This is a genomic window from Streptomyces sp. NPDC023723 (assembly GCF_040639815.1).
Taxonomy (GTDB): Bacteria; Actinomycetota; Actinomycetes; order Streptomycetales; family Streptomycetaceae; genus Streptomyces.
Window position 1 is genome coordinate 237,585 of sequence record NZ_JBFAAP010000004.1, and the last position, 23,533, is coordinate 261,117.

Annotated in this window: 22 protein-coding genes, 1 tRNA gene and 1 pseudogene; 9 read left to right on the forward strand and 15 right to left on the reverse strand. The window is 71.6% G+C overall.

Annotation, left to right across the window (positions count from 1 at the left end; all coding sequences use genetic code 11):
- The first annotated feature begins 58 nt into the window (after positions 1–58).
- Complete coding sequence (locus tag AB0G32_RS07840; RefSeq protein ID WP_361159684.1) at positions 59–1,471, forward strand: tetratricopeptide repeat protein; 1,413 nt, start codon at positions 59–61, stop codon at positions 1,469–1,471.
- 154 nt (positions 1,472–1,625) lie between these two features.
- Here the strand turns inward: AB0G32_RS07840 and AB0G32_RS07845 are convergent, their stop codons facing one another.
- Both AB0G32_RS07845 and AB0G32_RS07850 read right to left on the reverse strand, forming a co-directional pair.
- Positions 1,626–2,153 carry a hypothetical protein gene (locus tag AB0G32_RS07845; protein WP_361159986.1) on the reverse strand — a complete coding sequence of 176 codons (528 nt, stop codon included), beginning with the start codon at positions 2,151–2,153 and terminating at the stop codon, positions 1,626–1,628.
- Positions 2,154–2,248: 95 nt separating this feature from the next.
- A pseudogene (locus AB0G32_RS07850) lies at positions 2,249–2,431 on the reverse strand (IS5/IS1182 family transposase); the annotation flags it as partial.
- Between the two features lie 270 nt (positions 2,432–2,701).
- Here AB0G32_RS07850 and AB0G32_RS07855 point away from each other — a divergent pair.
- Positions 2,702–3,085, forward strand: a complete 384-nt coding sequence (locus AB0G32_RS07855) for a hypothetical protein (RefSeq protein WP_361159686.1) — start codon at positions 2,702–2,704, stop codon at positions 3,083–3,085.
- Positions 3,086–3,173: 88 nt separating this feature from the next.
- Here AB0G32_RS07855 and hppD read toward each other — a convergent pair whose 3' ends face one another.
- A complete protein-coding gene (gene hppD, locus AB0G32_RS07860; RefSeq protein WP_361159689.1) occupies positions 3,174–4,319 on the reverse strand; it encodes a 4-hydroxyphenylpyruvate dioxygenase in 1,146 nt (381 codons plus the stop codon).
- A gap of 125 nt (positions 4,320–4,444) precedes the next feature.
- Between hppD and AB0G32_RS07865 the strand changes: the two genes are divergently transcribed.
- From AB0G32_RS07865 to AB0G32_RS07885, 5 genes are read left to right on the forward strand one after another with little or no spacing between them, the layout of a single operon-like run.
- On the forward strand, positions 4,445–4,924 hold the full coding sequence (locus AB0G32_RS07865; protein ID WP_361159692.1) for an Lrp/AsnC family transcriptional regulator: 480 nt from the start codon (positions 4,445–4,447) through the stop codon (positions 4,922–4,924).
- A 20-nt stretch (positions 4,925–4,944) separates the two neighbouring features.
- The gene (locus AB0G32_RS07870) at positions 4,945–5,592 is read left to right on the forward strand and encodes an ABC transporter permease (RefSeq protein ID WP_361159695.1); all 648 of its coding nucleotides are present in this window, start codon (positions 4,945–4,947) and stop codon (positions 5,590–5,592) included.
- Positions 5,585–6,877 carry a betaine/proline/choline family ABC transporter ATP-binding protein gene (locus tag AB0G32_RS07875; RefSeq protein ID WP_361159698.1) on the forward strand — a complete coding sequence of 431 codons (1,293 nt, stop codon included), beginning with the start codon at positions 5,585–5,587 and terminating at the stop codon, positions 6,875–6,877. Before AB0G32_RS07870 ends, AB0G32_RS07875 begins: the two co-directional genes overlap by 8 nt.
- Complete coding sequence (locus AB0G32_RS07880) at positions 6,877–7,773, forward strand: ABC transporter permease (protein WP_361159701.1); 897 nt, start codon at positions 6,877–6,879, stop codon at positions 7,771–7,773. The genes AB0G32_RS07875 and AB0G32_RS07880 overlap by 1 nt, the downstream gene beginning before the upstream one ends.
- Positions 7,770–8,729: a glycine betaine ABC transporter substrate-binding protein gene (locus tag AB0G32_RS07885; protein WP_361159704.1), complete on the forward strand. Its 960-nt coding sequence runs from the start codon at positions 7,770–7,772 to the stop codon at positions 8,727–8,729. The genes AB0G32_RS07880 and AB0G32_RS07885 overlap by 4 nt, the downstream gene beginning before the upstream one ends.
- A 254-nt stretch (positions 8,730–8,983) precedes the next feature.
- On the opposite strand, the gene AB0G32_RS07890 is transcribed toward AB0G32_RS07885, so the two are convergent.
- The 3 genes from AB0G32_RS07890 to AB0G32_RS07900 all read right to left on the reverse strand — a co-directional run bounded on the left by AB0G32_RS07890 (position 8,984) and on the right by AB0G32_RS07900 (position 12,540).
- On the reverse strand, positions 8,984–9,763 hold the full coding sequence (locus AB0G32_RS07890; protein ID WP_361159707.1) for a S16 family serine protease: 780 nt from the start codon (positions 9,761–9,763) through the stop codon (positions 8,984–8,986).
- 43 nt (positions 9,764–9,806) lie between these two features.
- Positions 9,807–10,448, reverse strand: coding sequence for a helix-turn-helix domain-containing protein (locus AB0G32_RS07895; protein WP_361159710.1), 642 nt, complete (start codon positions 10,446–10,448; stop codon positions 9,807–9,809).
- A gap of 295 nt (positions 10,449–10,743) precedes the next feature.
- Positions 10,744–12,540, reverse strand: a complete 1,797-nt coding sequence (locus AB0G32_RS07900; protein ID WP_361159713.1) for a DEAD/DEAH box helicase — start codon at positions 12,538–12,540, stop codon at positions 10,744–10,746.
- 283 nt (positions 12,541–12,823) lie between these two features.
- On the opposite strand from AB0G32_RS07900, the gene AB0G32_RS07905 reads away from it, so the two are divergent.
- Positions 12,824–13,579, forward strand: a complete 756-nt coding sequence (locus tag AB0G32_RS07905; RefSeq protein WP_361159716.1) for a hypothetical protein — start codon at positions 12,824–12,826, stop codon at positions 13,577–13,579.
- Positions 13,580–13,585: 6 nt separating this feature from the next.
- On the opposite strand, the gene AB0G32_RS07910 is transcribed toward AB0G32_RS07905, so the two are convergent.
- The 4 genes from AB0G32_RS07910 to AB0G32_RS07925 all read right to left on the reverse strand — a co-directional run bounded on the left by AB0G32_RS07910 (position 13,586) and on the right by AB0G32_RS07925 (position 17,859).
- On the reverse strand, positions 13,586–15,019 hold the full coding sequence (locus tag AB0G32_RS07910) for an MFS transporter (RefSeq protein WP_361159719.1): 1,434 nt from the start codon (positions 15,017–15,019) through the stop codon (positions 13,586–13,588).
- Between the two features lie 99 nt (positions 15,020–15,118).
- The gene (locus AB0G32_RS07915; protein WP_361159722.1) at positions 15,119–15,580 is read right to left on the reverse strand and encodes a DUF6415 family natural product biosynthesis protein; all 462 of its coding nucleotides are present in this window, start codon (positions 15,578–15,580) and stop codon (positions 15,119–15,121) included.
- 363 nt (positions 15,581–15,943) lie between these two features.
- Positions 15,944–17,128 (reverse strand): helix-turn-helix transcriptional regulator, encoded by a 1,185-nt coding sequence (locus tag AB0G32_RS07920; RefSeq protein WP_361159725.1) that lies wholly within the window; start codon positions 17,126–17,128, stop codon positions 15,944–15,946.
- Between the two features lie 89 nt (positions 17,129–17,217).
- Positions 17,218–17,859: an HAD family hydrolase gene (locus AB0G32_RS07925; protein WP_361159728.1), complete on the reverse strand. Its 642-nt coding sequence runs from the start codon at positions 17,857–17,859 to the stop codon at positions 17,218–17,220.
- Positions 17,860–18,005: 146 nt separating this feature from the next.
- Between AB0G32_RS07925 and AB0G32_RS07930 the strand changes: the two genes are divergently transcribed.
- Positions 18,006–18,077: transfer RNA gene (locus AB0G32_RS07930), tRNA-Cys, on the forward strand.
- A gap of 82 nt (positions 18,078–18,159) precedes the next feature.
- Here AB0G32_RS07930 and AB0G32_RS07935 read toward each other — a convergent pair.
- The 5 genes from AB0G32_RS07935 to AB0G32_RS07955 form a co-directional block, all read right to left on the reverse strand.
- Positions 18,160–19,440, reverse strand: a complete 1,281-nt coding sequence (locus AB0G32_RS07935; protein ID WP_361159731.1) for a site-specific integrase — start codon at positions 19,438–19,440, stop codon at positions 18,160–18,162.
- A gap of 84 nt (positions 19,441–19,524) precedes the next feature.
- The gene (locus AB0G32_RS07940; protein WP_361159734.1) at positions 19,525–19,752 is read right to left on the reverse strand and encodes an excisionase family DNA-binding protein; all 228 of its coding nucleotides are present in this window, start codon (positions 19,750–19,752) and stop codon (positions 19,525–19,527) included.
- 337 nt (positions 19,753–20,089) lie between these two features.
- A complete protein-coding gene (locus AB0G32_RS07945; protein ID WP_361159965.1) occupies positions 20,090–21,637 on the reverse strand; it encodes a YfjI family protein in 1,548 nt (515 codons plus the stop codon).
- A 331-nt stretch (positions 21,638–21,968) separates the two neighbouring features.
- Complete coding sequence (locus tag AB0G32_RS07950; protein ID WP_361159737.1) at positions 21,969–22,847, reverse strand: bifunctional DNA primase/polymerase; 879 nt, start codon at positions 22,845–22,847, stop codon at positions 21,969–21,971.
- Positions 22,844–23,521, reverse strand: coding sequence for an SAM-dependent methyltransferase (locus AB0G32_RS07955; protein WP_361159740.1), 678 nt, complete (start codon positions 23,519–23,521; stop codon positions 22,844–22,846). Before AB0G32_RS07955 ends, AB0G32_RS07950 begins: the two co-directional genes overlap by 4 nt.
- Between the last annotated feature and the right edge of the window lie 12 nt (positions 23,522–23,533).

Genomic DNA, 23,533 nt, shown 5'->3' on the forward strand with positions numbered 1-23,533 from the left:
GGCGGCACCGCCCTTCGCCTGCCCGGGTGGTGTCACCGGGCGCCGCACAGTGGGCGGTATGACGATCCGACTTCAGCGGCGTCCGGATGGGTGGCGGCGGTGGCTGGTCGCCTCGGTGGCCGGGTCCGCCGTACTCGGTGGCGTACTGGTGCTGCTGCCCGGCGGGCCCGGTCAGCTGTGGGCGCGGGGTCCCGCGGCGGCGCCCGCGCCGGGGCCGGCGGCGATGGCGCACGACGCGGTGGCCGCCGGGGTGCCGGCCGCGCTGCCCGAGCTGGCGGTGCTGATCGGCGACCGGGAGGCGCGGGTGCGGGCGCGGCCGCTGGAGGCGCCGTCGTGGGCGGTGCTCGGGGCCGCCTACGTCGAGCAGGGGCGGCGGACCGCCGACCCCGCGCACTTCCCGAAGGCGGAGAGGGCGCTGCGTACCGCACTGCGCCTGAAGGAGTCGCCCGCCGCCCTGGAAGGGCTGGCCGCGCTGGCGGTGGCGCGGCGGGACTTCCCCGGGGCGAAGCGGTGGGGGGAGGCGGCGCGGCGGCTGGCGCCGAAGCGGTGGACCACGCAGGCGGTGCTGATCGACGCGTACACCGGGCTCGGCGACCACCAGGCGGTGGGGCGGGCGCTGGACCGGCTGGTGGCGCTGCGGCCGGGGACGGCGGCGGTGCGGGCCCGCAAGGCCGCCGTGTACCGGGACCGGGGCTGGCGGGAGGACGCGGCGGCGCAGCTCACGGACGCGGTGGCGGCGGCCGGGACGCCGGCCGAGCGGGCGGCGTATCTGGAGCAGGCGGGACGGCTGGCGTTCGAGCGGGGGGACCGGGCGGAGGCGCTGCGGTACTTCCAGGAGGCGCTGCGTACCGATCCCGACCAGCGGGCCGCGCAGGCCGGGCAGGGGCGCGCGCTGGCGGCGCTGGGACGGACCTCTCAGGCGCTCACGGCGTATCAGGCGGCGCTCGACCGGCAGCCGCGCCCCGAGGACGCGCTGGAGCTGGGTGAGCTGTACGAGTCACTGGGGCTCGGGCAGGCCGCGCGGGTGCAGTACGACCTGCTGCGCGAGCGGGTGCGGGCCGCCGCGGCGAGCGGGGCGGACGAGGAACTGGTGCTGGGGCGGTTCGAGGCGGAGCACGGGGACGCGCGGGCGGCGGTGCGGCGGCTGCGCGCCGAGTGGCGGCGGCAGCCGTCCACCGCCGTGGCGGACGCGCTGGGCTGGGCGCTGTACCGGGCCGGGCGGGCCGAGGAGGCGCTGGGGTACGCGGTGCGGGCGACCGACGGGGAGCGCGGGGGCGGGGTGCGCAGTGCGGCGTACGTGTATCACCGGGGGGTGATCGAGGGGGAGCTGGAGCGGTACGGGGCCGCGCGGCGGCATCTTCAGGAGGCGGCGCGGATCAATCCCTGGTTCTCACCGTTGGACGCGCCGCGCCTGCGACAGGCGTTGGCGGAACTGGGCGAGCCTTCGGCGGAGGGCCCGCCCTCGCGTTAGACCTCGGTGTGTCCGGTCATTGCCGACGCCGAGATCCGCCTGGCGGTGACCGCGGCCCGCCCGGTTCGGGCACCACGGCCGACGCGAGAGCCTGGCGGGACTCCGGCCCGGCCGCCCACTGCCACGGCGTGACGCCCTCGGCGACGGCACCCTCCTACAGCTGATCGGCAGGATCGATCGCTCTCACCACATGACCACCTGCGGTCCCGCCCGTGCATTCGCAAACTGCGGTCTCATGGAAATACGTCACGTGGAGCCCTCGGCCGTGTTGGTCGCAGACGGGCCAGGCCACGCGATGGTGACTCATGACGAATTCCTGCACTCCTTCCGCCACCGCACCCAGAACCTCCGCCCAATCGGGCATCGAGACCTCTGCGGACTTGATGCGCACTACGCCGACCGGCCCCAGGTCCGGGTCACGTAGATAGTCGACGTAGCAGACTTCGTCCCCGGTGACCGCTTTCCCGGTGTCCTCCTCCACCGACCTGCTGACGACCTCAAGGGCCGATCTCGACATGGAGAAGGTTCGCGCGGTCCAAGATTCACAGAACTTCGCTTCCGGCATTTCTCCGTATCCGCCGTACAGTTCGGACATCCACGCCGTTACCGTTTCAGGTAGCGGCTCTCCGTGCCGCCAAACGGCCCGCAGCATCCGGTTCTGCCAGTCCGAGAAATTTGACATTCTCGCCGCCTCCCTATGGTGTACACGAACTTCAGAGGCTTTCCTGCGGGACGCGGTCGGACAGCACCGTGAGCCCTTCGTGCAGGGAGCGGTACCCGGACGAGTTGGGCCACGCGCGTGCCGTCGACGAGCCGGCGCGGGACCAGGACGGCCTGCTGGAACGGGCTCAGTGCGCGGGTGCCGAGCCGCTCGCGGTGATGCGGGAGGCGCCGGGCGAGGAACTCGGCGGTCTGCCTGCTGACGTCGAGCACGGCGGTGTAGGTGATACTGCACGGCACGTGAAGCCTCCCGGCCGGAACTTTATCTTCGCAGACCCGTTCCTACCAGGGGCTTCACGCCTTTCCGGCCCGGGACTGGTTTCGTCCAGGTCGCCGATCCCGTCCATCGGGTCTGGGCCCGTCTGGCGCCGCTTCGCGCCGTGCCAGGATTTCGCGGGCTCTCGGGAGGCGAGCCGGGGGCCACTAGTGCCGCATCAGGCAACGTTTGCCCCGTCTGGTGAGTTGGGACGACGGGCGCCCGTTGGATGCATCCCCGCGTAGTCTCGCGGGGTGCATTCTCATCTGAACTTCGAGAACCCTCCTGCGCTGCCGCACACGGTGGTGGTTGAGACGCTGGAGCGGGCTCTTCGTGACCGCTCCGCAGAGGGCGAGGCGGCGGGAGTTCTGGTCGGGACCGCGTTGAACGACGACGACGCGGACTTCGTCGAGTTCTGGTGTGTTCAGGTCGGGACGCGGGCTGTGCCGGGGAGTCCGCTGCTGGGGCTGGCCGGCCTGTGCCTGGGACACACCGCTCGACGCTTCGGCCGGCTCGGCGACGCAGCCTTGGCCCTGGCGGAGTCGCTGGCGGCGCGGGCTGAGGCGGAACCGACGGACGTGGACGGCCGCGCCGTCGACGGCTATGACGACGTGCGGAGCTTCCTGCACCTGTGGTGATGCCTCCCGCCGGGAACGGGTCCGGCGGCATTTCCCTGTTCCGAGAGCTTTGTCAGCGCCTCCGAAGCCGCAACTTCACGGCCTTGCCCTAAAGGTTCCCGCGCCGCTCCTGTTCCCGCTCGATGGCCTCGAAGAGGGCCTTGAAGTTGCCCTTGCCGAAGCCCATCGAGCCGTGGCGTTCGATGATCTCGAAGAAGACGGTCGGGCGGTCCTGGACCGGCTTGGTGAAGATCTGCAGCAGGTAGCCGTCCTCGTCGCGGTCGACCAGGATCTTCAGCTCGCGCAGGGTCTCGACGGGGACCCGGGTCTCGCCGGCCCACTCGCCGAGGGTGTCGTAGTAGGAGTCGGGCGTGTCCAGGAACCGGACGCCGTTCGCCTTCATGGTGCGGACGGTGCGCACGATGTCGTTGGTGTTGAGCGCGATGTGCTGGACGCCCGCGCCGCCGTAGAACTCCAGGTACTCGTCGATCTGCGACTTCTTCTTGGCGGCGGCGGGCTCGTTGATCGGGAACTTGACCTTGAGGGTGCCGTCGGCGACCACCTTGGACATCAGGGCGCTGTACTCGGTGGCGATGTCGTCGCCGACGAACTCCTTCATGTTCGTGAAGCCCAGGACCTTGTTGTAGAAGCCCACCCATTCGTTCATCCGGCCCAGTTCGACGTTGCCGACGCAGTGGTCGATGGCCTGGAAGGTGCGGTCGGCGGGCGGCTCGACAATGGGGTCGGCGGCGGTGTAGCCGGGGAGGTAGGGGCCGTCGTAGCCGGTGCGTTCGACCAGGGTGTGGCGGGTCTCGCCGTAGGTGGCGATCGCGGCGAGGACGACCGTGCCGTGCTCGTCCTTGGCCTCGTGCGGTTCGGCGAGCGGACGGGCGCCGTGCTCGACGGCGTAGGCGTACGCGGCGCGGGCGTCCGGCACCTCGATGGCGAGGTCGATCACACCGTCGCCGTGCTCGGCCACGTGCGCCGCGAGGAAGCGGCCGTGGTCGGTGGCCGGCTTGATGACGGAGGTGAACACGAACCGGGCGGAGCCGTTCTCCAGTACGTAGCTCGCGGTCTCGCGGCTGCCGTTCTCCGGTCCCGCGTAGGCGACCAGCCGCATGCCGAAGGCGGTGGAGTAGTAGTGCGCGGCCTGTTTGGCGTTGCCCACGGCGAAGACGACCGCGTCCATTCCCTTGACCGGGAAGGGGTCGGCCTGCCGGGCGGTGTCGGGAGTGTGGTGTGTGGTCTGCGTCATAGCCGCAGGGTCCCCCGGGTCCGCAAGGTGCGCAATAGTTCTGGTTCCGGGTGGGCAATCTGACCAGTGGTACGGCGGTCAGGGCCGGCTTTGTGTACAGGGTGACCAGGGTGGGAGGCGGGCGGATGGGGATCGACGGTCTGGACGGGCGGATCATCGGGCTGCTGGCGCGGGAGCCGCGGATCGGGGTGCTGGAGATGTCCCGGCGGCTGGGGGTGGCCCGGGGCACCGTGCAGGCGCGGCTGGAGCGGCTTCAGTCGAACGGAGTCATCCGCGGGTTCGGACCGGAGGTGGACCCGGCGGCGCTCGGCTACCCGGTCACGGCGTTCGCCACGCTCCAGATCCGGCAGGGCCAAGGGGCCGATGTGCGGGCGCACTTGGCGTCCGTGCCGGAGGTGCTGGAGCTGCACACCACCACCGGTGCCAACGACATGCTGTGCCGGCTGGTGGCCCGCTCGAACGCCGATCTCCAGCGGGTGATCGACCGGGTTGTCGGTTTTGATGGCATCGTCCGGGCCGCCACGGCGATCGTCATGGAGAATCCCGTCCCGCTGCGGGTCATCCCGCTGGTGGAGCAGGCGGCTGCGGACACGCAGACAACCTGAGCGAGGGGTGGTGAGCGGCGGTGAACTTCTGGGAATTCCTGGGCAGCCGCCACCAGCAGCTGCTCGCGGACGCCGGACAGCACGCCAGCGCCGTCTTCCAGTGCATGATCGTGGCGACCGTCCTGGGTGTCCTGATCGGGGTGGTCACCTACCGGAGCGAGTGGGCCGGAAATCTGGCGACACTGGCCACTTCGACCGTCTTGACCATTCCGTCGCTGGCCATGATCGGTCTGCTCATTCCGATCGTCGGGCTCGGGGTGCCGCCGACGGTGACCGCGCTGACCCTGTACGGGCTGCTGCCGATCGTGCGCAACGCGATCGTCGGGCTGCGCGGCGTCGACCCGGCGCTGGTGGACGCCGCCAAGGGCATCGGCATGTCCCGGGTGGCGCGGCTGCTGCGGGTGGAGCTGCCGCTGGCCTGGCCGCCGATCCTGACCGGCATCCGGGTCTCCACCCAGATGCTGATGGGCATCGCGGCGATCGCCGCGTACGCCTCCGGACCCGGGCTCGGCAATGAGATCTTCCGCGGGATCGCCTCGCTGGGCAGCAAGAACGCGCTCAACCAGGTGCTCGCGGGCACGCTCGGGATCATCGTCCTTGCGCTGCTGTTCGACGCCGCGTACGTCCTGCTCGGACGGCTGACCATTCCCAGGGGGATCCGTGCCTGAGACGACCTCGGCCGGCCCGGCGGCGGCCGCCACCACGGGGGCCACCATCGAGCTGGAGAACCTCACCAAGCGCTACCCGGGCAGTCCGCAGCCCGCCGTGGACAACGTCTCGATGGAGATCGGGGCGGGCGAGACGGTGGTCTTCGTCGGCCCCTCGGGGTGCGGGAAGTCCACCACCCTGAAGATGATCAACCGGCTGATCGAGCCGTCCGGCGGGCGGATCCGGATCAACGGCGAGGACGTCACCGACATCGACCCGGTGAAGCTGCGCCGCAAGGTCGGCTACGCGATCCAGTCCTCCGGCCTGTTCCCGCACATGACGGTCGCGCAGAACATCGCGCTGGTGCCGCGGATGACCGGCTGGCCGAAGGCGCGGATCAGGGACCGGGTGGAGGAGATGCTCGACCTGGTGGGCCTGGACCCGGGCGAGTTCCACGGCCGCTATCCGCGCCAGCTCTCCGGCGGCCAGCAGCAGCGGGTCGGCGTGGCGCGGGCGCTGGCCGCCGATCCGCCGGTGCTGCTGATGGACGAGCCGTTCGGCGCGGTCGACCCGATCACCCGCGACCACCTCCAGGACGAACTGATCCGGCTCCAGCACGAACTGCACAAGACGATCGTCTTCGTCACCCACGACTTCGACGAGGCGATCAAGGTGGGCGACCGGATCGCGGTGCTGCGCGAGCAGTCGCACATCGCGCAGTTCGACACCCCCGAGGCCATCCTGACCAACCCCGCCGACGACTTCGTCTCCGGTTTCGTCGGCGCCGGGGCGGCGCTGAAGCGGCTCAACCTCACCCGGGTCCGGGACGTCGGCATCACCGACTACCCCACCGTCACCATCGACGACCCGCTCCAGCACATCTTCGACCGGCTGCGGGACAGCGGCAGCAACGAGATCCTGCTGCTGGACAAGCGGCGCCGGCCCTACAAGTGGCTGCGGCGCGGCGACCTGATGCGGGCCAAGGGGTCGCTGGCGCGGGCCGGGGCGCTGGTGCACGACACGGTGACCCGGGACGCCACGCTGCGGGACGCGCTGGAGGCGGTGCTCACCGACAACGCGGGGCGGGTCGCGGTCACCGGGCGGCGCGGCCAGTACGAGGGCGTCGTCGACATGGAGACGCTGATGAACTCCGTGCACGAACTCCTTGAGGCGGACCGGCTGGACGCGCTGGAGCACCAGCACGACCTGGAGGAGTCGCGGGCCGAGCGCACCCACTCCGAGCAGGAGGGATTCGGCGGGGCGGGGTTCGGAGGGGCGGGATTCGGCGGGGCGGGGCAGGGCTGATGACTCCTTCCTCCCGTTTCCCCCGGCCAGGCGGCCCGGACGGCCCGGACGGCCCGGACGGCCGGGAAGACCCGGGCGGTGGCGGCCCGCTCGCCACCGACGACGACGCGACCGAGACCGACACCGCCGCTCCCCCGCCGTCCCCGGCCGCCACCCGCCGCCGGGTCGGCTGGCGCAAGCTCACCTTCCTGCCCGCCGTACTGGTCTGCGTACTGCTGGCGACCTGGCTGTGGTTCCGGCAGGCCGACCTGGACGCGCTCAGCGAGAACGCCCTGTCCGACGGCCAGGTCACCAAGGCGCTGTGGCAGCACGTGCAGCTGACGGTGATCTCCACCTTCTTCGTCCTGATCATCGCCATCCCGCTGGGCATCCTGCTCACCCGCCGCATGTTCCGCAAGGCCACCCCGGTGGCCCTCGCCTTCGCCAACATGGGCCAGGCCACCCCGGCGATCGGCCTGCTGGCGCTGCTGGTGATCTGGCTCGGCATCGGCCGCCGGGCCGCCCTGATCGGCATCATCATCTACGCGATCCTGCCGGTGCTGTCGAACACCATCGCGGGCCTGAAGGCCAACGACCCCACCCTGCTGGAGTCGGCCCGCGGCATCGGCATGTCCCCCTTCGGCGTCCTCACCCGGGTCGAACTCCCGCTCGCCGTCCCGCTGATCCTGGCCGGCGTGCGCACCGCCCTGGTCCTCAACGTCGGTACGGCGACGCTGGCGACCTTCGGCGGCGGGGGCGGCCTCGGCGTGCTGATCACCACCGGCATCACCAGCCAGCGGATGCCGGTACTGGTGCTGGGCTCGGTGCTGACCGTCGCCCTGGCCCTGCTGGTGGACTGGCTGGCCTCGCTGGCCGAACTGCTGCTGCGGCCCCGGGGTCTGGAGGCGGGCACATGAGACGGCCGCTGTGCCTGATCCTCACCGGCGTACTGGTCAGCGGCTGCGGCCTGACCAGCGGCTCCCCGATGGTGGACGACGTCCGGCCGGGCTCGATCGGCCGCGGCGAGCCGCTCGCGGGCGCCGACCTGACCGTGGTGTCCAAGGAGTTCACCGAGCAGCTGATCCTCGGCGCGATCATGGGCATCGCCTTCGAGGCGGCCGGCGCGGAGGTACTGGACCGCACCGGCATCCAGGGCTCCGTGGGCACCCGCGCGGCCGTCGAGAACGGCGACGCGGACGCCACCTACGAGTACACCGGCACCGCCTGGATCACCTACCTGGGCAACAGCGACCCGGTCGCCGACCCGCACGAGCAGTGGGAGGCGGTCCGCGCGGCGGACGCGAAACAGGGCCTGACCTGGCTGCCGCCGGCGTCGATGAACAACACGTACGCGCTGGCCATGAACCGGGCCAACTACCAGAAGTACCGCACGAAGACGCTGTCCCAGGTGGCCGCGCTGGCGAAGTCCGACCCGGGGGCGGTGACGCTGTGCGTGGAGGGCGAGTTCGCCAACCGCGCGGACGGGCTGCCGGGGCTGAAGAAGGCGTACGGGATGAGCATCCCGGCGGGGAACGTCACGCAGATGGACACCGGCATCATCTACACCCAGACCGCGAAGGGCGCCTGCACCTACGGCGAGGTGTACACCACCGACGGGCGGATCAAGTCCATGGACCTGGTGGTGATGGAGGACGACAAGAAGTTCTTCCCGAACTACAACGCGGCGCCCATGATCCGCACCGCCACCATGAAGAAGTGGCCGGCCATCGCCGGCGTACTCGACCCGGTGACCAAGGCGCTGACCAACTCGGTGGCGCAGGAGCTGAACGCCAAGGTCGACGTGGACGGCGAGGACCCGCACCAGGTGGCGCTGGACTGGATGGTGGACAAGGGCTTCGTGCAGGAAGGCTAGGGCCTGTCGTTTGGATCAGGTCGCAGGGCATCGGCAGCGGCTTGTCATGCCGGTGAGCGGGGCCTGGTACGTGCAGCTGCAAGGCGGAGGAGGGCGGCAACGCGATGGGGGTCCCCCCGCGCGAGCGAAGCCGAGCGTGGGGGAGTTGACAACCGACGACAACGCGGCTGGGGGTCCCCCCACGCCGTTCAGGCAGTGGGGGAGCGCGTGCCAGGCCCCGCGTCTGCGGCGTGATCCAAACGACAGGCCCTAGGTCAGCAGCTCGGCACGGTGCCCTTGCCGCTGTCCAGGGCGTGCAGCGCGGCGACCGCGCCCTTCAGCGACGTCACCGGGATCAGCCGCAGCCCCTTCGGCAGCTCGGCCCCCGCGTCCGCGCACTCGTCCTTCGGGACCAGGAAGACGGTGGCGCCGTCCCGCCGGGCGGCCTTCGTCTTCAGCGGTACGCCGCCGACGGCGCCGACCTCGCCCTCGGTGCTGATGGTGCCGGTGCCGGCGATCGTCCGGCCGCCGGTGAGGTCGGAGCCGTCCAGTTTGTCGACGATGCCGAGGGAGAACAGCAGCCCGGCGCTGGGGCCGCCCACGTCGGCCAGCTTCAGGGTGACGTCGACGTCGGCGGGGTCGAGGTCCAGGTAGCTCAGCGCGGCGGCGGTGGCGGAGTCCTGGGACTCCTTCATCTGCTTCTCGTTGTACTGCTCGATCTCCTGCTCGTCGTCGCCGCTCGGGTACACCGCGTCGCGCGGCATGACCGCCCGGTCGGTGGCGAACCAGTTGCCGAGGACGTCGCCGAGCGAGACGCTGGTGTCCGGGCCGGTCGCCTCGATGGTCGTCATCCGCAGCTGGCCGGTGGTGTCGTGGACCGGCGCGCCGGAGATGGTGATCACCGGGGTGCCCTGGTTCTTCCCGAGCACGTCGGCCGTCATCCCGGGCTGCGCCACGGAGAACGGCAGCGGCGCGAACACCGCCGTGGCGAACAGCGCCACGGCGGGCAGCGCGCAGACGGCCAGGGCCTGGGGACGCGTGAGACGAGAGAGCACGGAGTAAATCTAACGCGGCGCTGGTCGGCGCCCGGCATCCGTGTCAGCGCAGCGCCTCCGCGACCTCCCGGGCCGCGTCCATCACGCGCGGGCCCACCCGCTCCGGGACCACGTCCGAGAGCATGACCACACCGACGCTGCCCTCGACACCGGACACCCCGACCAGCGGTGCCGCGGCCCCGCACGCCCCGGCCTCCAGCTCGCTCTCGGTCAGGGTGTAGCCGGGGTCGGTGGCCGGCTGCTGCCGGGCGGCGAGGATCGCCTTGCCGGCGGCGCCGCGCTCCAGCGGATGCCGGAACCCGGGCCGGTAGGCGACGTGATAGTCGGTCCAGGTCGGTTCGACGACGGCCACGGCCAGCGCCTCCGCCCCGTCCACCAGCGTCAGATGGGCGGTCGCCCCGATGTCCTCGGCCAGCGCGCGCAGCGCCGGCATCGCCGCCTCCCGGACCAGCGGGTGCACCTGGCGGCCCAGGCCCAGCACCCCGAGCCCGACCCGGGCCCGGCCGCCCAGGTCACGGCGGACCAGGGCGTGCTGTTCCAGAGTGGCCAGCAACCGGTACACGACGGTACGGTTCACTCCGAGCCGGTGGGACAGCTCGGTGACGGTCAGCCCGTGGTCGGTGTCGGCGAGCAGCTTGAGGACACGCAGTCCCCTGTCGAGCGTCTGAGAGGTCTCCGCGGTCACGACGCCCACTCCTTTTGTGGTGAGGTCTGCGGCCCCTTCGTGGCGGATACGTCACCGAGTCCCGTCGGCGACGCGCTTCAGAGGCCGCCGATCGGCCGGCGGCCCGGTGTGTCCGGGCCCGAGTCGCTTCACGGCTGCGCTCCGCGGCGGCGCTGCCACGGGGCGTGTGCGTAGCGTGACAGTAGCGAGCCGGTCCGCTCAGCGGAAGGTTCCGTCCAGAATCCGGGCACCCGCAGGTATGGACTACCGGTGTTTGTCCGCATACATACCGCACATGCCCCTGGTGACCCGCCGGTCACGTCATGCGGGTGGCCCACTCCCGCACCTTGTCGATGCGCTGCCGCAGCTGCCCGGCGGTGGCCTCGGCGCTCGGCGGGCCGCCGCAGACGCGGCGCAGTTCGGTGTGGATGACGCCGTGCGGCTTGCCGCTCTGGTGGACGTAGGCGCCGACCAGGGTGTTGAGCTGCTTGCGCAGCTCCATCATCTCCTTGTGGGAGACCACCGGCCGCCGCTCGGCGGGCAGTTCGAGCAGGTCGGCCTCCTCGTCCGGCTTCTTGCGGCTGTGCGCGATCTGCCGGGCCTGCCGCTTCTGGAGCAGCATCTGCACCTGGTCGGGTTCGAGGAGGCCGGGGATGCCGAGGTAGTCCTGCTCCTCCTCGCTGCCCGGGTGGGCCTGCATGCCGAACTCGGCGCCGTTGTACATGACCCGGTCGAAGACGGCCTCGGACTCCAGCGCCTCGAAGGAGAACTGCTCCTGCTCGCCGGTGTCCTCGTCCTGTTCCCTGTTGGCCTCGTCCATCTCCTTCTCGGACTCGGCGTAGGGGTCCTCCTCGCCCTCCTTCTTGGGCTTGTCGAGGACGTGGTCGCGCTCGCGCTCCATCTCGCCCGCGAAGGTGAGCAGGTCGGGCACGGTCGGCAGGAAGACGGACGCGGTCTCGCCGCGCCGCCTGGACCGTACGAAACGCCCGACGGCCTGGGCGAAGAACAGCGGCGTCGAGATGGTGGTGGCGTACACCCCGACCGCGAGCCGCGGCACGTCGACGCCCTCGGACACCATGCGGACGGCGACCATCCACCGGTCGTCGCTGCCGCTGAAGGTGTCGATGTTCTTGGAGGCACCGGCGTCGTCGGACAGTACGACGGTCGCCTTGCTGCCGGTGATCTCCCGGATCAGCTTGGCGTAGGCGCGGGCGGAGTCCTGGTCGGCGGCGATGACGAGGGCCCCGGCGTCCGGAACGGCCTTGCGTACTTCGGTCAGCCGCTGGTCGGCGGCGCGCAGCACGGACGGCATCCACTCGCCGCGCGGATCGAGGGCGGTGCGCCAGGCCTGGCTGACCGCGTCCTTGGTCATCGGCTCCCCGAGCCGCGCCGCGATCTCGTCACCGGCCTTCGTCCGCCACCGCATGTTGCCGCTGTAGTTCATGAAGATGACGGGCCGCACGACTCCGTCGGCGAGCGCGGACCCGTACCCGTACGTGTAGTCGGCGGCGGACCGCCGGATCCCGTCGTTGCCCTCCTCGTACACGACGAAGGGGATCGGGTTGGTGTCGGAGCGGAACGGCGTACCGGTGAGGGCGAGCCTGCGGGTGGCCGGCTCGAACGCCTCCAGACACGCCTCGCCCCAGGACTTGGAGTCACCGGCGTGGTGGATCTCGTCGAGGATGACGAGGGTCTTGCGCTGCTCGACGCGGTTGCGGTGCAGCATGGGCCGGACGCCGACACCGGCGTAGGTGATGGCGATGCCCTGGTAGTCCTTGCCGAGCGGCCCGGCGCTGTACTCGGGGTCGAGCTTGATCCCGATCCGGGCCGCGGCCTCCGCCCACTGCTTCTTCAGGTGTTCGGTCGGCGCGACGACGGTGACCTGCTGCACCACGTGGTGGTGCAGCAGCCAGGAGGCCAGGGTCAGCGCGAAGGTCGTCTTGCCGGCGCCGGGGGTGGCGACCGCCAGGAAGTCGCGGGGCTGCTCCTGGAGGTACTTCTCCATCGCCCCCTGCTGCCAGGCCCGCAGCTTGCCGGCGGTACCCCAGGGGGCACGGCCGGGGAAGGCCGGCGACAGGTGGTGCGAGGCGCTGGAACTGGCGGTGGTAGTCACGGTCTCCGAAGGGGGGTCGGTCGGCTCGGCCACGTATGACAACCGGGCCACCCTACCGGCGCCCCGACCCCCCGGATGCCCGCCCACCGCCGGGTCACCTGCGGGTGGGACGGACGTCACACGCCCTTCTGGGGTACGGCAAGCAGGAGCGCCCTTCGCTGCCGGACGGCCGCCTTGCCCGCCTGATCACGGCCGGGCGAACCTGGGGCCTGCGGATCACGGTGCGACGCACTGCGCTGCGACGGGTGCGGTGCGGTGCGGTCGCGGACGGGGAGGGTGAGCGATGCCGGCACGGACAGTGGCCACGGCGGGGAACGGGAACGCCAGGAGATCCGCGCCCCCGCCGGGCCCCGCCCGGCAGCGGCTGACGGGTGCGGCGCTGATCGTGCTGGCCGCGGCGGCGGCCCTGGCCGGCGGGTACGTCTTCACCACCTGGCTGCCCGCGGACGGCACCCGGTACCGGGAGTACCGGGCGGCCGGGGTCTGCCATGACCGTGCGGTGGTCCCGGCGGCGGAGGACTGCCTGCGCGAGCTGGCCTTCACCGTCGAGGACACCGAGGACCGGCCCAAGCAAAAGCGGGCGACGCTGCGCGGACCGGCGCCCTTCGAACGCGTGGCGGTGGCGTTCGGCGACTCGGAGCCGGTGCTGGCGGAACTCGACCCGGGCGACCGGGTCACCGGCACCGTCTGGCGCGGCGTGGTGGTGCGGGTCGCCGAGGGGGACACCCGCCAGGAAACCTCCGACGCGCCCCGCGACGAACTCCAGATGAACGCCGCCTTCGGCACCTTCGCGGGGCTGTGCGCGGCACTGGCGCTGGCCTTCGGCACGGTACGGCTGGTCCGGCCCCGCCGGCTCGGCGTCCTGACCTGGCGGCCGTACGGGAAGTGGCTGCTGATCACGGCGGGGACGGCCTGCGGGGCGGTCGGACTGATCACCGTGTGGACGGGGCTGCCGTGGCCGCTGGTGCCCTCGGTCTGCGGGGCGGTGGTGGCGGTCACCGCCGTGTTCCTGCGCCGGGACCTGCGGCGCGGGGACTGAGGCCGCTCACCGGTCCGTCCGCAGCCGGGTGGCGACCCACGCCCCGACCAGCGCCACCCCCGCCATCGGCAGGAACACCGCCGCGAAGGCGGCCGGGTGGGAGCCGGTGGCCTCGGTCGCCGTACGGCTGACCGTGCCGCCGCCGAGCGCGGCGAAGGCCGCTCCCCCGGCGGCCAGCAGCAGGACGTTCGACAGACCGTCCGAGATCTGGAGGGCGGCGGAGTTGCCGCCGGCCTCCGCGGGCGAGGACAGCTTGAGCAGCAGCACGCTGGTGGAGGAGATCACCAGCCCCATGCCGAAGCAGCCGAACGCCCAGGCGACGGCGACCGTCCAGGCCGGTACGGCGTCGATCAGGACGCTCGGCGCGGCGGCGACGGCGGCGGCGACCAGCACCATCCCGAGGGCCATCAGCCGCTCCCGGTACGGCTCGAGGCGCGCCCGGGACTGCACCCAGGAACCCCCGGCCCAGGTCAGCCCGCCCGCCGCCAGCGAGAACCCGGCCAAGGTCGGGCTGAGCCCGCGCTGGGTGACCAGCATCAGCGGGACGAAGGACTCGGCGGCGATGAAGGAACCGGCGGCGACGCCGCGCAGCAGGACGACGGAGGGCAGGCCGCGGGCGGCCCGGCAGGTGCCGCGCGGAAGCAGCCCGCGGACCGCCGGGACCAGCAGGGCGGCGCCCGCCGCGCCGGGCAGCAGGGAGAGCGGGCGCAGGTCCTGGGCGGCGTACTGGAGCAGGCCCGCGCCCAGCGAGACGGCGAGGGCGAGGCGGATGCGGCGGCGGTCGAAGGCCGCGGGCGCCCCGGGGGTCACCGGGCCGGACGCCCGCTCCCGTATCCGCGGCAGCGCGAGCGCCAGCGGGACGGCCACCAGGACCGGGATGCCGAGGAACACCCAGCGCCACCCGAGGTGTTCGGTCACCGCGCCCGAGGCCAGCGGCCCGACGATGGACGGCACGATCCACCCCGCCGCGAACGCCGCCATGATGGCCGGCCGCAACCGCTCCGGGTAGGCCCGCCCCACCACCACGTACAGCGCGACGATCACCAGCCCGCCGCCGAGCCCCTGCACGGCCCGCCCCAGGATGAACAGCCACATCGTCCCGGCCGTCCCAGCCACCACCAGCCCGGCCGCGAAGCCGCCGATGCCGTACGCGAGCGGCGCCAGCGGGCCGTGCCGGTCCGACCACTGACCGGAGAGCACCATGCCGAACAGGCTGGTGGTGAAGTACCCCGAGAACGCGAACGCGTACAGCGCCACCCCGTCCAGCTCCCGCGCCGCCACCGGCATGGCCGTCCCCACCGCCGTCGCCTCGAAGGCGACCAGCACGATGACGGAGACGACACCGATGCTCAGCGCCCGGTAGGCCCGGCTCAGCACGGTCCCGGACCCGGTCGGCGCCGGGGCGGCGACGTCGGTGCCGCGCGGTTCGGAGACGGTCATGGGCGTCAGGGTAAGGCGCGATGGGCCGGGTGGCTGCTGTCTGGAGGCGGGGGGCGGGTACGACCTTGGTCGTACGTCAGAAGGAGGTCACGGGAGCGCTCAGTCGAGCTGCGCCCGATCACCAGCGCCGAGGTTGCCCGGCGTTCCGCAGTGGGTGTGGACGCGACCGGCACCGCCCCGGCCGAACGGCAGCGAGTCGTCTCCGGCCACGATCCGCCCGTCGCAGACCAGGCACATCGTGACCCCGGTGAGAGTGTCGTAGTGGTCGCACAGCGCCAGCACGGAACGGGCCAGCCACGTCACGTGTGCCGGCTCACCGCTGAGCTCATCGATCTGCGCGCCGCCCATCCGCTGACGGGCCTGCGCGACCGCGGCCAGTGCCACACTGCCCTGCGCTTCGTCCGTCTCCTCGCGCCTCACGATTCCCAGGACCCAGGGAATGAGACCGTCGAGGTAGCCGCGGAGGTCGCGGTGCAACGCCTGTACCGTCCCCCGCCCGGGCGGCGTGCGCCGGTCCAGGAACCAGGTTGCCGCGGCCCGCATCGTCACGATGTCCGGCACCGGCGGACCGGACCGGTGGCGAGGACATGAGCATGGCGGGTACCCCATGTCGAGCGGCACCGGACCGTCGAATCCCGCGATGCTCACGGTGCCTCGGTCCTCGGTGATCACTCCGTCTCCGCCGACCCGGTAGACGCGCAAGGTCATCCTGGTCCCGTTCCCCCGGCTGGCTGTGCGGTGCACGATGTCGACACTCCCTTGGAGCACTGGGCGCACCCCGGCCGGCTGCGGGCGACTGCCGGGTGTGTGCGCGAACTGGAAGCACCGAGGCGTCCGCCGCTCCGATCTGCCGGCTTTCACGGGTGCCGGACAGATGGTGGGGGTCGGCGCGGACGGCAAGTACCCCGGTGAGGGGCACCCTGGTCAGTTGGCCGCGCACCACTCGGCGAAATTGGTGAGGGCTTCAGAGTCCCCGCGTTTCAGACGGCGCAGGGTGGCGGCGTCCTCCCGGACCCACAGGTGTTCGCGGGTGTGCTGTGGCGCGATGTGCCGAGCGGTCCGCAGAGACTCGAACGCCTTGTCGGCCTGTCCCGCCCAGAGACGGGCCCGAGCCAGTTCGATGTAGAAGCCGGACCGTCGTTCCGCCGGCATTTCCCGGGGCGGCTCCCACATTCCGGCGGCTTCCAGTGCCCGGCCGACGTACTCGTCACCGAGACCGACCGCGACGGACACCTCATGGACGCGCACGGAATCGGCCCCGAACGCCGTACCGCGGTACACGCCTTCCCGCACCCGGCCGGCCAGGGCACGGGCCTCGGCCAGGTGCTCTGACGCGGCCGAGCCGTCCCGTCTCCTGGCGGCGACGACCGCGGCCCGCATGTGCAGCGCGCCTCGAGCGGCGAGCTCCGCTTCAGTTGTCCCGACGGGCAGGACGTCCAGAGCCTGTTCCAGCGCGTACAACCCCGCGGCGTGCGCCTCGGCGGCGAAGAACGTCTCCGTGCGCACGTAAGCGACTGCGGCGGACAGCAACGGATCACCGGCCTCGGGCACGGCCCACCGCATCAGCTCGACCAGTCTGGCGGACAGGTCCCCCGCGCCAAACTTGTAGGCGACGGCGTCCGCGGAGCGGCAGGCACTGACGAAAAGCCCGGCCAGTACTTCCCGTTCCTCGCCTCCGGCGTCGTGATAGGCACGCGCGAGCTCGGCCAACAGATCGGGGAGTGCCCGGACGATACGCGTGTACTGCGCGCCCAGCCGCCACCGGGCCGCGTCTGCCACCGCGCTGTGCAGGGCCTGGATCGGGCGGACCGGCCGCTCCTGGGGGATGTCGTAGGCCGCGACAGCGGCGGACAAGGCGGGCAACGCGTCACGGACCCGGGTACGGGCCGCGTCACGGCCTGCTCGCAGCTGTGCGGGGTCGACCCCCAGCGCATCCGCGATGGCATCGAGCGTGGCTTCGCCGACGCCTCGTTCACCACGCTCGATCTTCCGGATGGTCCCGAGCCCGACACCGGCCGCGTCGGCCAACTGCCGCTGGGTCAGCCTGGGACGCGTGACGCTGCGGTAGTAGGCGATACGCGCGCCCGCTCCCCCGTTGCGTGTGGGCATACCGGCTCCCCTCCGAACCGAACCACGGCTGTCGCATACCGTACCGACCCCGGCACCGTGCGTGTGCCTGTGCGGCCTTGACGCATCGGTCAGCCGCCTAGGAGGGCGGCCAGTCGGGCGAGGTCGTCGATCCGCCAGTCCGCCACCGCCGCGACCTCGGGGGCGTCCGCCCACAGATGGCCCCACGGGCCGCGCCGGATGTGTGCCGTACGGAGACCTGCGGCGCTCGCCGGGAACACGTCGTTGGCCGGGTGATCACCGACGTAGAGAGTGGAACCGAGAGGCGCCTGAGCCACTTCCGCCACTCGCTGGAAGAACTCCGGCCGAGGCTTCGCGACACCCCAGTCCCCGGACGTGACGACGAGGTCGACCGGCAGGTCCAGCTCTCGCAGCAGCTCCCCGGCACGCGCCGTCTGATTACCGGCGACGATCAGGCGATGTCCTCGCTCGCTCAGCGCGGACAGCACCGGACGGACGTCGTCATACAGGTCGCTCTCGTCCAGGACCTCGCCGTGGCCCGCCGCCTCCCGAGCCCGGTACTCGGCCCCGACGTCGATCCCCGGCCGGGCGAGGCGCAGCGCTTCGGCATTGTCCTGGCCCTTGGCGACGACCGCGCCGACGAGCGCGGAAAGAGTGTGCCGAGGAACGTCCAGCCAGTCCGCCCAGGAAGCCCAGTAGCGATCATCCCGGATAAGCGTCTCGCCGATGTCGAACACGATGGTCTCCACCACGGACGGAAGCCTAGGGGCCACCTGTCGCGTGCGGCACCGACCGCGGCCGTTCATGAACGGCGTATGGCAGTCCCGTTGCGGCCCCGGGCGGTCCCTTGAGTCCGCTCGCCCGCCGCGCCTACGGTCGTCTCACGAACGACGCACACGGCCGTGTGCCCGAGTGGTTCAGGGACTCGCCTGCAAAGCGAGTTACGCGGGTTCGAATCCCGCCACGGCCTCAAGTGCCTTGACCAGGCAAAAGAAAAGGGCGGCACCCCATGCGGGGTGCCGCCCTTTTGGTCGTCCGTCTCAGTTCCCGTCTCAGTTGGCCGGTACGAGGGCCCCGGCCGCACCGTCGTCGTCATCGTCCGGTCGGCCCGTCTCGGGCTTCCAGATCAGACCGTCCACCTGCCGCGCGACGTCGGCCCGCACAGCGTCCACCATGTGCTGGTACCGGGCGGCCATGGCAGTGGTCGACCACCCCATGAGTCCCATGACGGCGCGCTCGGGGACACCGAGGATGAGCAGGACCGTGGCGGCCGTGTGGCGAGCGTCGTGTAGACGCCCGTCCCTGACGTTCGCCTCCCTCAGAAGGACCTTCCAGTCAGCCCAGTCCCGGCGGTGGGACGGACTACGGCCGTGTTCGTCCGGGAAGACGAGCCGGTTGTCCTCCCAGCGCTTCCCGGCCGCCGCCCGCTCCTCTTCTTGCGCCTTGAGGTGAGCACGGAGTAGGCCAACGAGCTGTTCGGGGAGACCGACAGCGCGGCGGCCGGCGCGCGATTTGGTGGTGGACAGCTCCGCGTTCGTGCGACGCCTCTGGGGGCAGTACCCGGCGGCCTTGCGTCCGCAGGGGTCCACGCACCCGTGGGCGTACTGCGGCCGGTGACGACTACGGCGGACCACGAGGAATCCACCGTCAAGGTCCACGTCCTCCCACCTCAGACCGAGCACTTCCCCTTGTCGCAGTCCGAGCGCGAGGGCGACGGCCCAGCGAGCGGAGTTGCGGTGCTGGTCAGCGGCCTTGAGCAACCGCTGTACCTCTTGGACGTTGTAGGGCTCCACCTCGTGTTCCCCCGTTTTCGGTGCCTTGGCCAACTGGACGGGGTTCTTGCCGAGATGTCCGCGCCGTACGGCCTCGTTGAGGGCGGTGCGGAAGGTTCGGTGCACCTGGTGAGCGGTCGCGGGCTTGCTGCCGTTGGCCTGCATCTTGGCGTAGAACGCCTCGATGTGCTCGGGCTTGAGCCTGTCGAGCCGGTGAGCGCCCAAGCCGGGGATGAGGTGCTTCCGTACGGCCACGCCGTACCCGACCATCGTGTTGTCGTTGACGGCGAGGGGCGCGACGCTCTCAATCCAGTGCGTCAGCCACGCCGTGACCGTCCACGCCTTGCCGGGCTTCTTCACGGTCTTGGCGTCGCGCTGCTTCTCCAACTCGCGCACTGCGGCCGTCACTTCGGCACGGGTCTTGCGTTCGACGTGACGGCGGTCCGGGGTGCCGTCGTCGCGGATGCCGACGGTGACACGGCCGTGCCACTTACCGTCTTTGCCCAGGTAGATCGAGCTACGGCCGTTGGGCTGTCGAGTGCGCTTCTGTTCCTCTGCCACGGGCAGACTCCTGTTTCTTGGTGTCGGGATAGAGACCGGGGCGGCGGGCTGTCCTGTCCGGGAGTGCCGCCGCCCCGGGCGTCGTCAAGCGGCTTGGTGGGCGGTGCGGAGACGGGTGACGTACGCGGCCGGCGCATCGGCGGGGACGCGGCGGAGGCCGCCGACCATGACGGACTCCAGTTCGCCGGTGCGGATGAGGGCGAAGCATGTGGTCCGGCCGATGCGGAGGCGGCGGGCGGCCTCTTCGACCTTGAGGAGAACCAACGTGGCGTCGTCGTCTGCGGGGGTCACGAGGGTGCCGTGTTCGTCCAAGGCTCACTCCTGTGGGGCTGAGTTCATGGGCAAGTGCCGCCGCACAAACCGCAAAATCCGCAGAAAAGCCGGGAAGGGGTGCTGACCTGCGGTGATGCAGTGTGCGGACGGTGGTGGACGGTGCTCCGCAGAAACCCGCGATATTCCGCAAAAATCAGGGGCGGTCGTCGACCGGCCCCGGGGGTGGGGTGGTGCTCGGTTTTTTGCGGAATATCGCGGGATTGTGCGACGGCCCCCCGGCCGGATTGGGTCAGGGTCCGCGTCGCAGGTCAGCGGGGGTGTCCGGGCTTATTGCGGATTTTGCGGTTTGTGCGGGAGGGGTTGAAGGCGGACCGCGTCACCGGCCGCCCTGCCGCAAGGCAGGGTGGGCCAGTAGACGGGGCGCCGGGGGGCGTCCGCGCTTGCCGGTGCGCTCCGGCTGGTAGGACCGCAGATAGCCGTGGTCTTCCAACAGCGCGAGGGCCGGTTCGAGATCCGCGACGGTGGGGACCTCGCTGCGGGACAGGACGGTGAACACATCCCGTCGGCTGACGTCCTCCCATCCGTTGTCCCTCAGCGCTTCCAGGACGCTGCGGGCGCGGGACAGGACGGGGTCGGCGCCCATGACGTCGAACACGGCGAGGGCGTGAGCGGTGTAGTACTCCCCCAGCTCAATCGCCGCGTCCATGGTGGCGGCGGTGACCGGGTGGGCGTAGCCGTTGCCGCCGTGTTCGGCGAGGTGCAACAGCGCGGCCATGCGGGCGGTCGCTCCGGCGAGTTTTCCGGCCCAGTTGGAGATGTGGCCCAGCTTCCCGCCGCGTGCCTTGAGCTGGGGTTCGATGCGCTTCTGATAGGCGATCAGGGCCGCGTCGGCGTCGGGGCTGAGTTGGATGACGGCCGGGTCGGTCCACTCCGCCAGGGACAGAGTGAGGTCGATGACCCGGGCGGTGTAGGTGGCGGCCGTCTTTTCCGGGACGGGGTCGGTGATGATCTGGCGTTCACCGACCGTGGACGCCGGCAGGGAGTACAGGAAGCGGGCCAGCAGTCCGCGTCCCTCGAACCCCTTCACCTTGCCGATGTCGCGCAGCACGTCCGGCTGTACGGCGAGGCCGATGGTCAGGGCGGGGGCGTCGATGTACTCGCGGCGGGTCTGCCGGTTGACCCGCAATCGGTCTCCGGCGTGGCCTTTCAGGAAGACTTCCATGTTGGGGGCGCCGGAGTAGCGGCCGGCGATGATGTCGAAGATGCCGCCTTCCGCGCTCATCACCGACAGCCGCCCGCCCTGCTCCGCCATGAGCGAGGTGACCGTCTCGGGTGTCGAGTCGTCCGCCAAGAGCACCGGTTCGGCCGGAACGGTGAGCGTCCCGGCCGTCTGCGCGAGGCCCACAGCGGTCGCCACCATCTCCTGCCGCTTGTCGCCGTCGGCGGACGCGGCCTTGGCGGCGGCCTTGTCCGCCGCTTCCTTGGCCAGCCGCGCCGTCAACTCCGCCTCGACAATGACCGGCTGCATCGCGGTCTTGAGCTGTTTCTCCGCCTCATAGAGGGGGTTGGTCAGCAGGGCGAAGACGGCGGACTTGCGGTTGGCGGGCGGGAGCGCGACCACCGTGAAGAGGTTGGTGGGCTCGCGCCAGTTGCCGCGTACGTGGACCACTGACCGGCCGCCGGCCGCCGTGGCGAGCACGGCGAGGGCGACCGACCCAGCGAGGTCCACCGGGGTCTGCGTCTCCTCCGCCACGGCCGCCACGAACTCCCCCAACCAGGCAGGGAGGACGTGGGCAGGGAACGACGGACGCTCACGGCGGCCGGTGAGGGGAATGGGGGCCTCCCACACGTCCGGTGCCGTGTCGTCCTCGCCGGGCGGGTCTTCCAGGGTGGGCAGTCCGGCCCACAGGTCGGGGCTGTCCACAGGCTGTGGCGTCATGAGACCGCCCTCCCTTCGGCGGTGGTGGTGTGCGGGCAGATGCCGACGATGACGCGGGCTTGCAGAGCGAGGACGGCGGCGCGGCCCCGGGCGCGTTCGTGCTGCCCGCAGGCGCAGAGCCAGTCCGCGACCGGTACGCCCCCGCACTGAACCTGTAGCCCCGGGGTGATGCCGGTGACGGTTGCCGTCTGCGGGTCAGAGCCAACGGCAGAAAGGACGCCCTTGCGGGCGGCGACCTTCGTTTCGCCCACGGTCGGCCGCGACGGGCGCTGTACGGCGCCCTGAGGGCCGTTCGTAGGGGTTCGGGATGCTTTGTTCATGCCACGCGCTCCGTAGCCGTCTCAAGGCCGTTGGCGACCGCGCGGCGGGCATAGGTCTCCGGGACGCCCACGGAGACGGCGGCGGCCACGACCGCGTCCCCGAGTACGGCCAGTCCGCACGGTCCCGGGCACCCGGTGTGCTGGGCAGCAAGGAACCGGGCGACCCCGAACGCCTGTGAACCGGCGCCGGATTCGGTCCGGGCCCGTACCAGGGCGAGGCCGCGTTCCAGGCCGGTGCGGACGTAGCGCTCGGTGTGGCGGCACCCGGTGGCCACCGACCGGTCCCACGGGGCGCGGGAGGGAAGGGAAGATGCCACCTCCCCCGGGGCGGGGGTGGCCTCTTCCTTCACCAACAGGGCGCGCACGGCCGCCGGGAGAACGGCCATGCGGCCGGTCCCGGGTCCGAGCCAACGGGCGTACTGCATGAGCGACTTGACGTCGACCCCCGGGCGGACCGCGTTCGACGACGGCATGGCGCCCTGGTAGAGCCAGTGCTCACCCCGCGTCGTCAGCACCGTACGAGTGGCGGGCAGGGTCTCGCGGGCCCACGCGACGGCCGCCTCGTTGTCCAGGTCGACGACCGTCAGCCCCGCTCCGCCGGGGTGGTAGGCGACCGCCACCGCCTCACGCCACACCGGCGCCCACACGGGCGAGATGAGGACGTGCGGGTCAGTGGTCGCGGCAGCCCACGCGTGACACGGCGCGGGGCACCGGCAGGGGCCCACCGCCTTCATGTTGGGCCGTCCGCCACAGGCGCCGTCCTTGCAGGAACGGCAGTTGCCGAACGGGACCTTTCCCGCCCGCAGGGGCAGGACCGGGACACCGGCCGCCGCGAGGGCGAGGGCGACCCGCAGGGGTTCGGGCACCGTGCTCATGCCGCCTCCCTCAGGGCGAGGGCGGCGAGGAACCCGCGTCCGATCCATTCGGTGTAGGCGGGCGGGATGCACTCGCTGATGCCGTCGCGGGACATCCACGGCACGCCCAAGTCCTCGCGGACGTAAGGCACGTTGGAAAAGTGACCGACCGCGTGGTACCAGTCACCCCGCTTGAGCGGGCGGCCCATCTTCACCGTCGGGTGCCGGTGCTCGGGGTGCGGCGGGACAGGGACCGGGAAACTCGCCTCGAACAGGCGATGCCGGTAGGTGTGCAGGCCGAACGACGCACCGCACAAGGTGACCGGGTCACGCAGCTCCGGTGCAGCCTCCGGAACGTTCTCGATGATCCAGGGCCGTCCGGTGGACTGCATGGCCGCGCGGGTCGGGGCGATCAGCCGGGGGTGCTCGCGGCCCTGAATGCGCTGACACAGCGTGTAGTGCTGGCACGGCGGCGACCCGGCGATGACGTCGTACTCGTGACCGTGGGCGCGGATGTACTCAACCGCGTCGCCCTGGATGAACGTGAACGGATAGCGGGGCTGCGGGGCGATGTCGACGCCGGTCACGTCGAACCCAGCGAGGTGCCAGCCCACGGCGGCACCGCCCTGACAGCAGAACGCGTCCAGCAGACGCGGCCGGGGCACGTCTCGCCCCGTTCGGGTGGCGGGGGCCATACGGCCCTCGCC

Bases quoted from the DNA above. Each gene is read 5' to 3' on its own strand.
- AB0G32_RS07840 (WP_361159684.1), top strand. From the start codon at position 59: ATGACGATCCGACTTCAGCGGCGTCCGGATGGGTGGCGGCGGTGGCTG.
- AB0G32_RS07845 (WP_361159986.1), bottom strand. From the start codon at position 2,153: ATGTCAAATTTCTCGGACTGGCAGAACCGGATGCTGCGGGCCGTTTGG.
- hppD (WP_361159689.1), bottom strand. From the start codon at position 4,319: ATGACGCAGACCACACACCACACTCCCGACACCGCCCGGCAGGCCGAC.
- AB0G32_RS07865 (WP_361159692.1), top strand. From the start codon at position 4,445: ATGGGGATCGACGGTCTGGACGGGCGGATCATCGGGCTGCTGGCGCGG.
- AB0G32_RS07880 (WP_361159701.1), top strand. From the start codon at position 6,877: ATGACTCCTTCCTCCCGTTTCCCCCGGCCAGGCGGCCCGGACGGCCCG.
- AB0G32_RS07885 (WP_361159704.1), top strand. From the start codon at position 7,770: ATGAGACGGCCGCTGTGCCTGATCCTCACCGGCGTACTGGTCAGCGGC.
- AB0G32_RS07905 (WP_361159716.1), top strand. From the start codon at position 12,824: ATGCCGGCACGGACAGTGGCCACGGCGGGGAACGGGAACGCCAGGAGA.
- AB0G32_RS07910 (WP_361159719.1), bottom strand. From the start codon at position 15,019: ATGACCGTCTCCGAACCGCGCGGCACCGACGTCGCCGCCCCGGCGCCG.
- AB0G32_RS07920 (WP_361159725.1), bottom strand. From the start codon at position 17,128: ATGCCCACACGCAACGGGGGAGCGGGCGCGCGTATCGCCTACTACCGC.
- AB0G32_RS07950 (WP_361159737.1), bottom strand. From the start codon at position 22,847: ATGAGCACGGTGCCCGAACCCCTGCGGGTCGCCCTCGCCCTCGCGGCG.
- AB0G32_RS07955 (WP_361159740.1), bottom strand. From the start codon at position 23,521: ATGGCCCCCGCCACCCGAACGGGGCGAGACGTGCCCCGGCCGCGTCTG.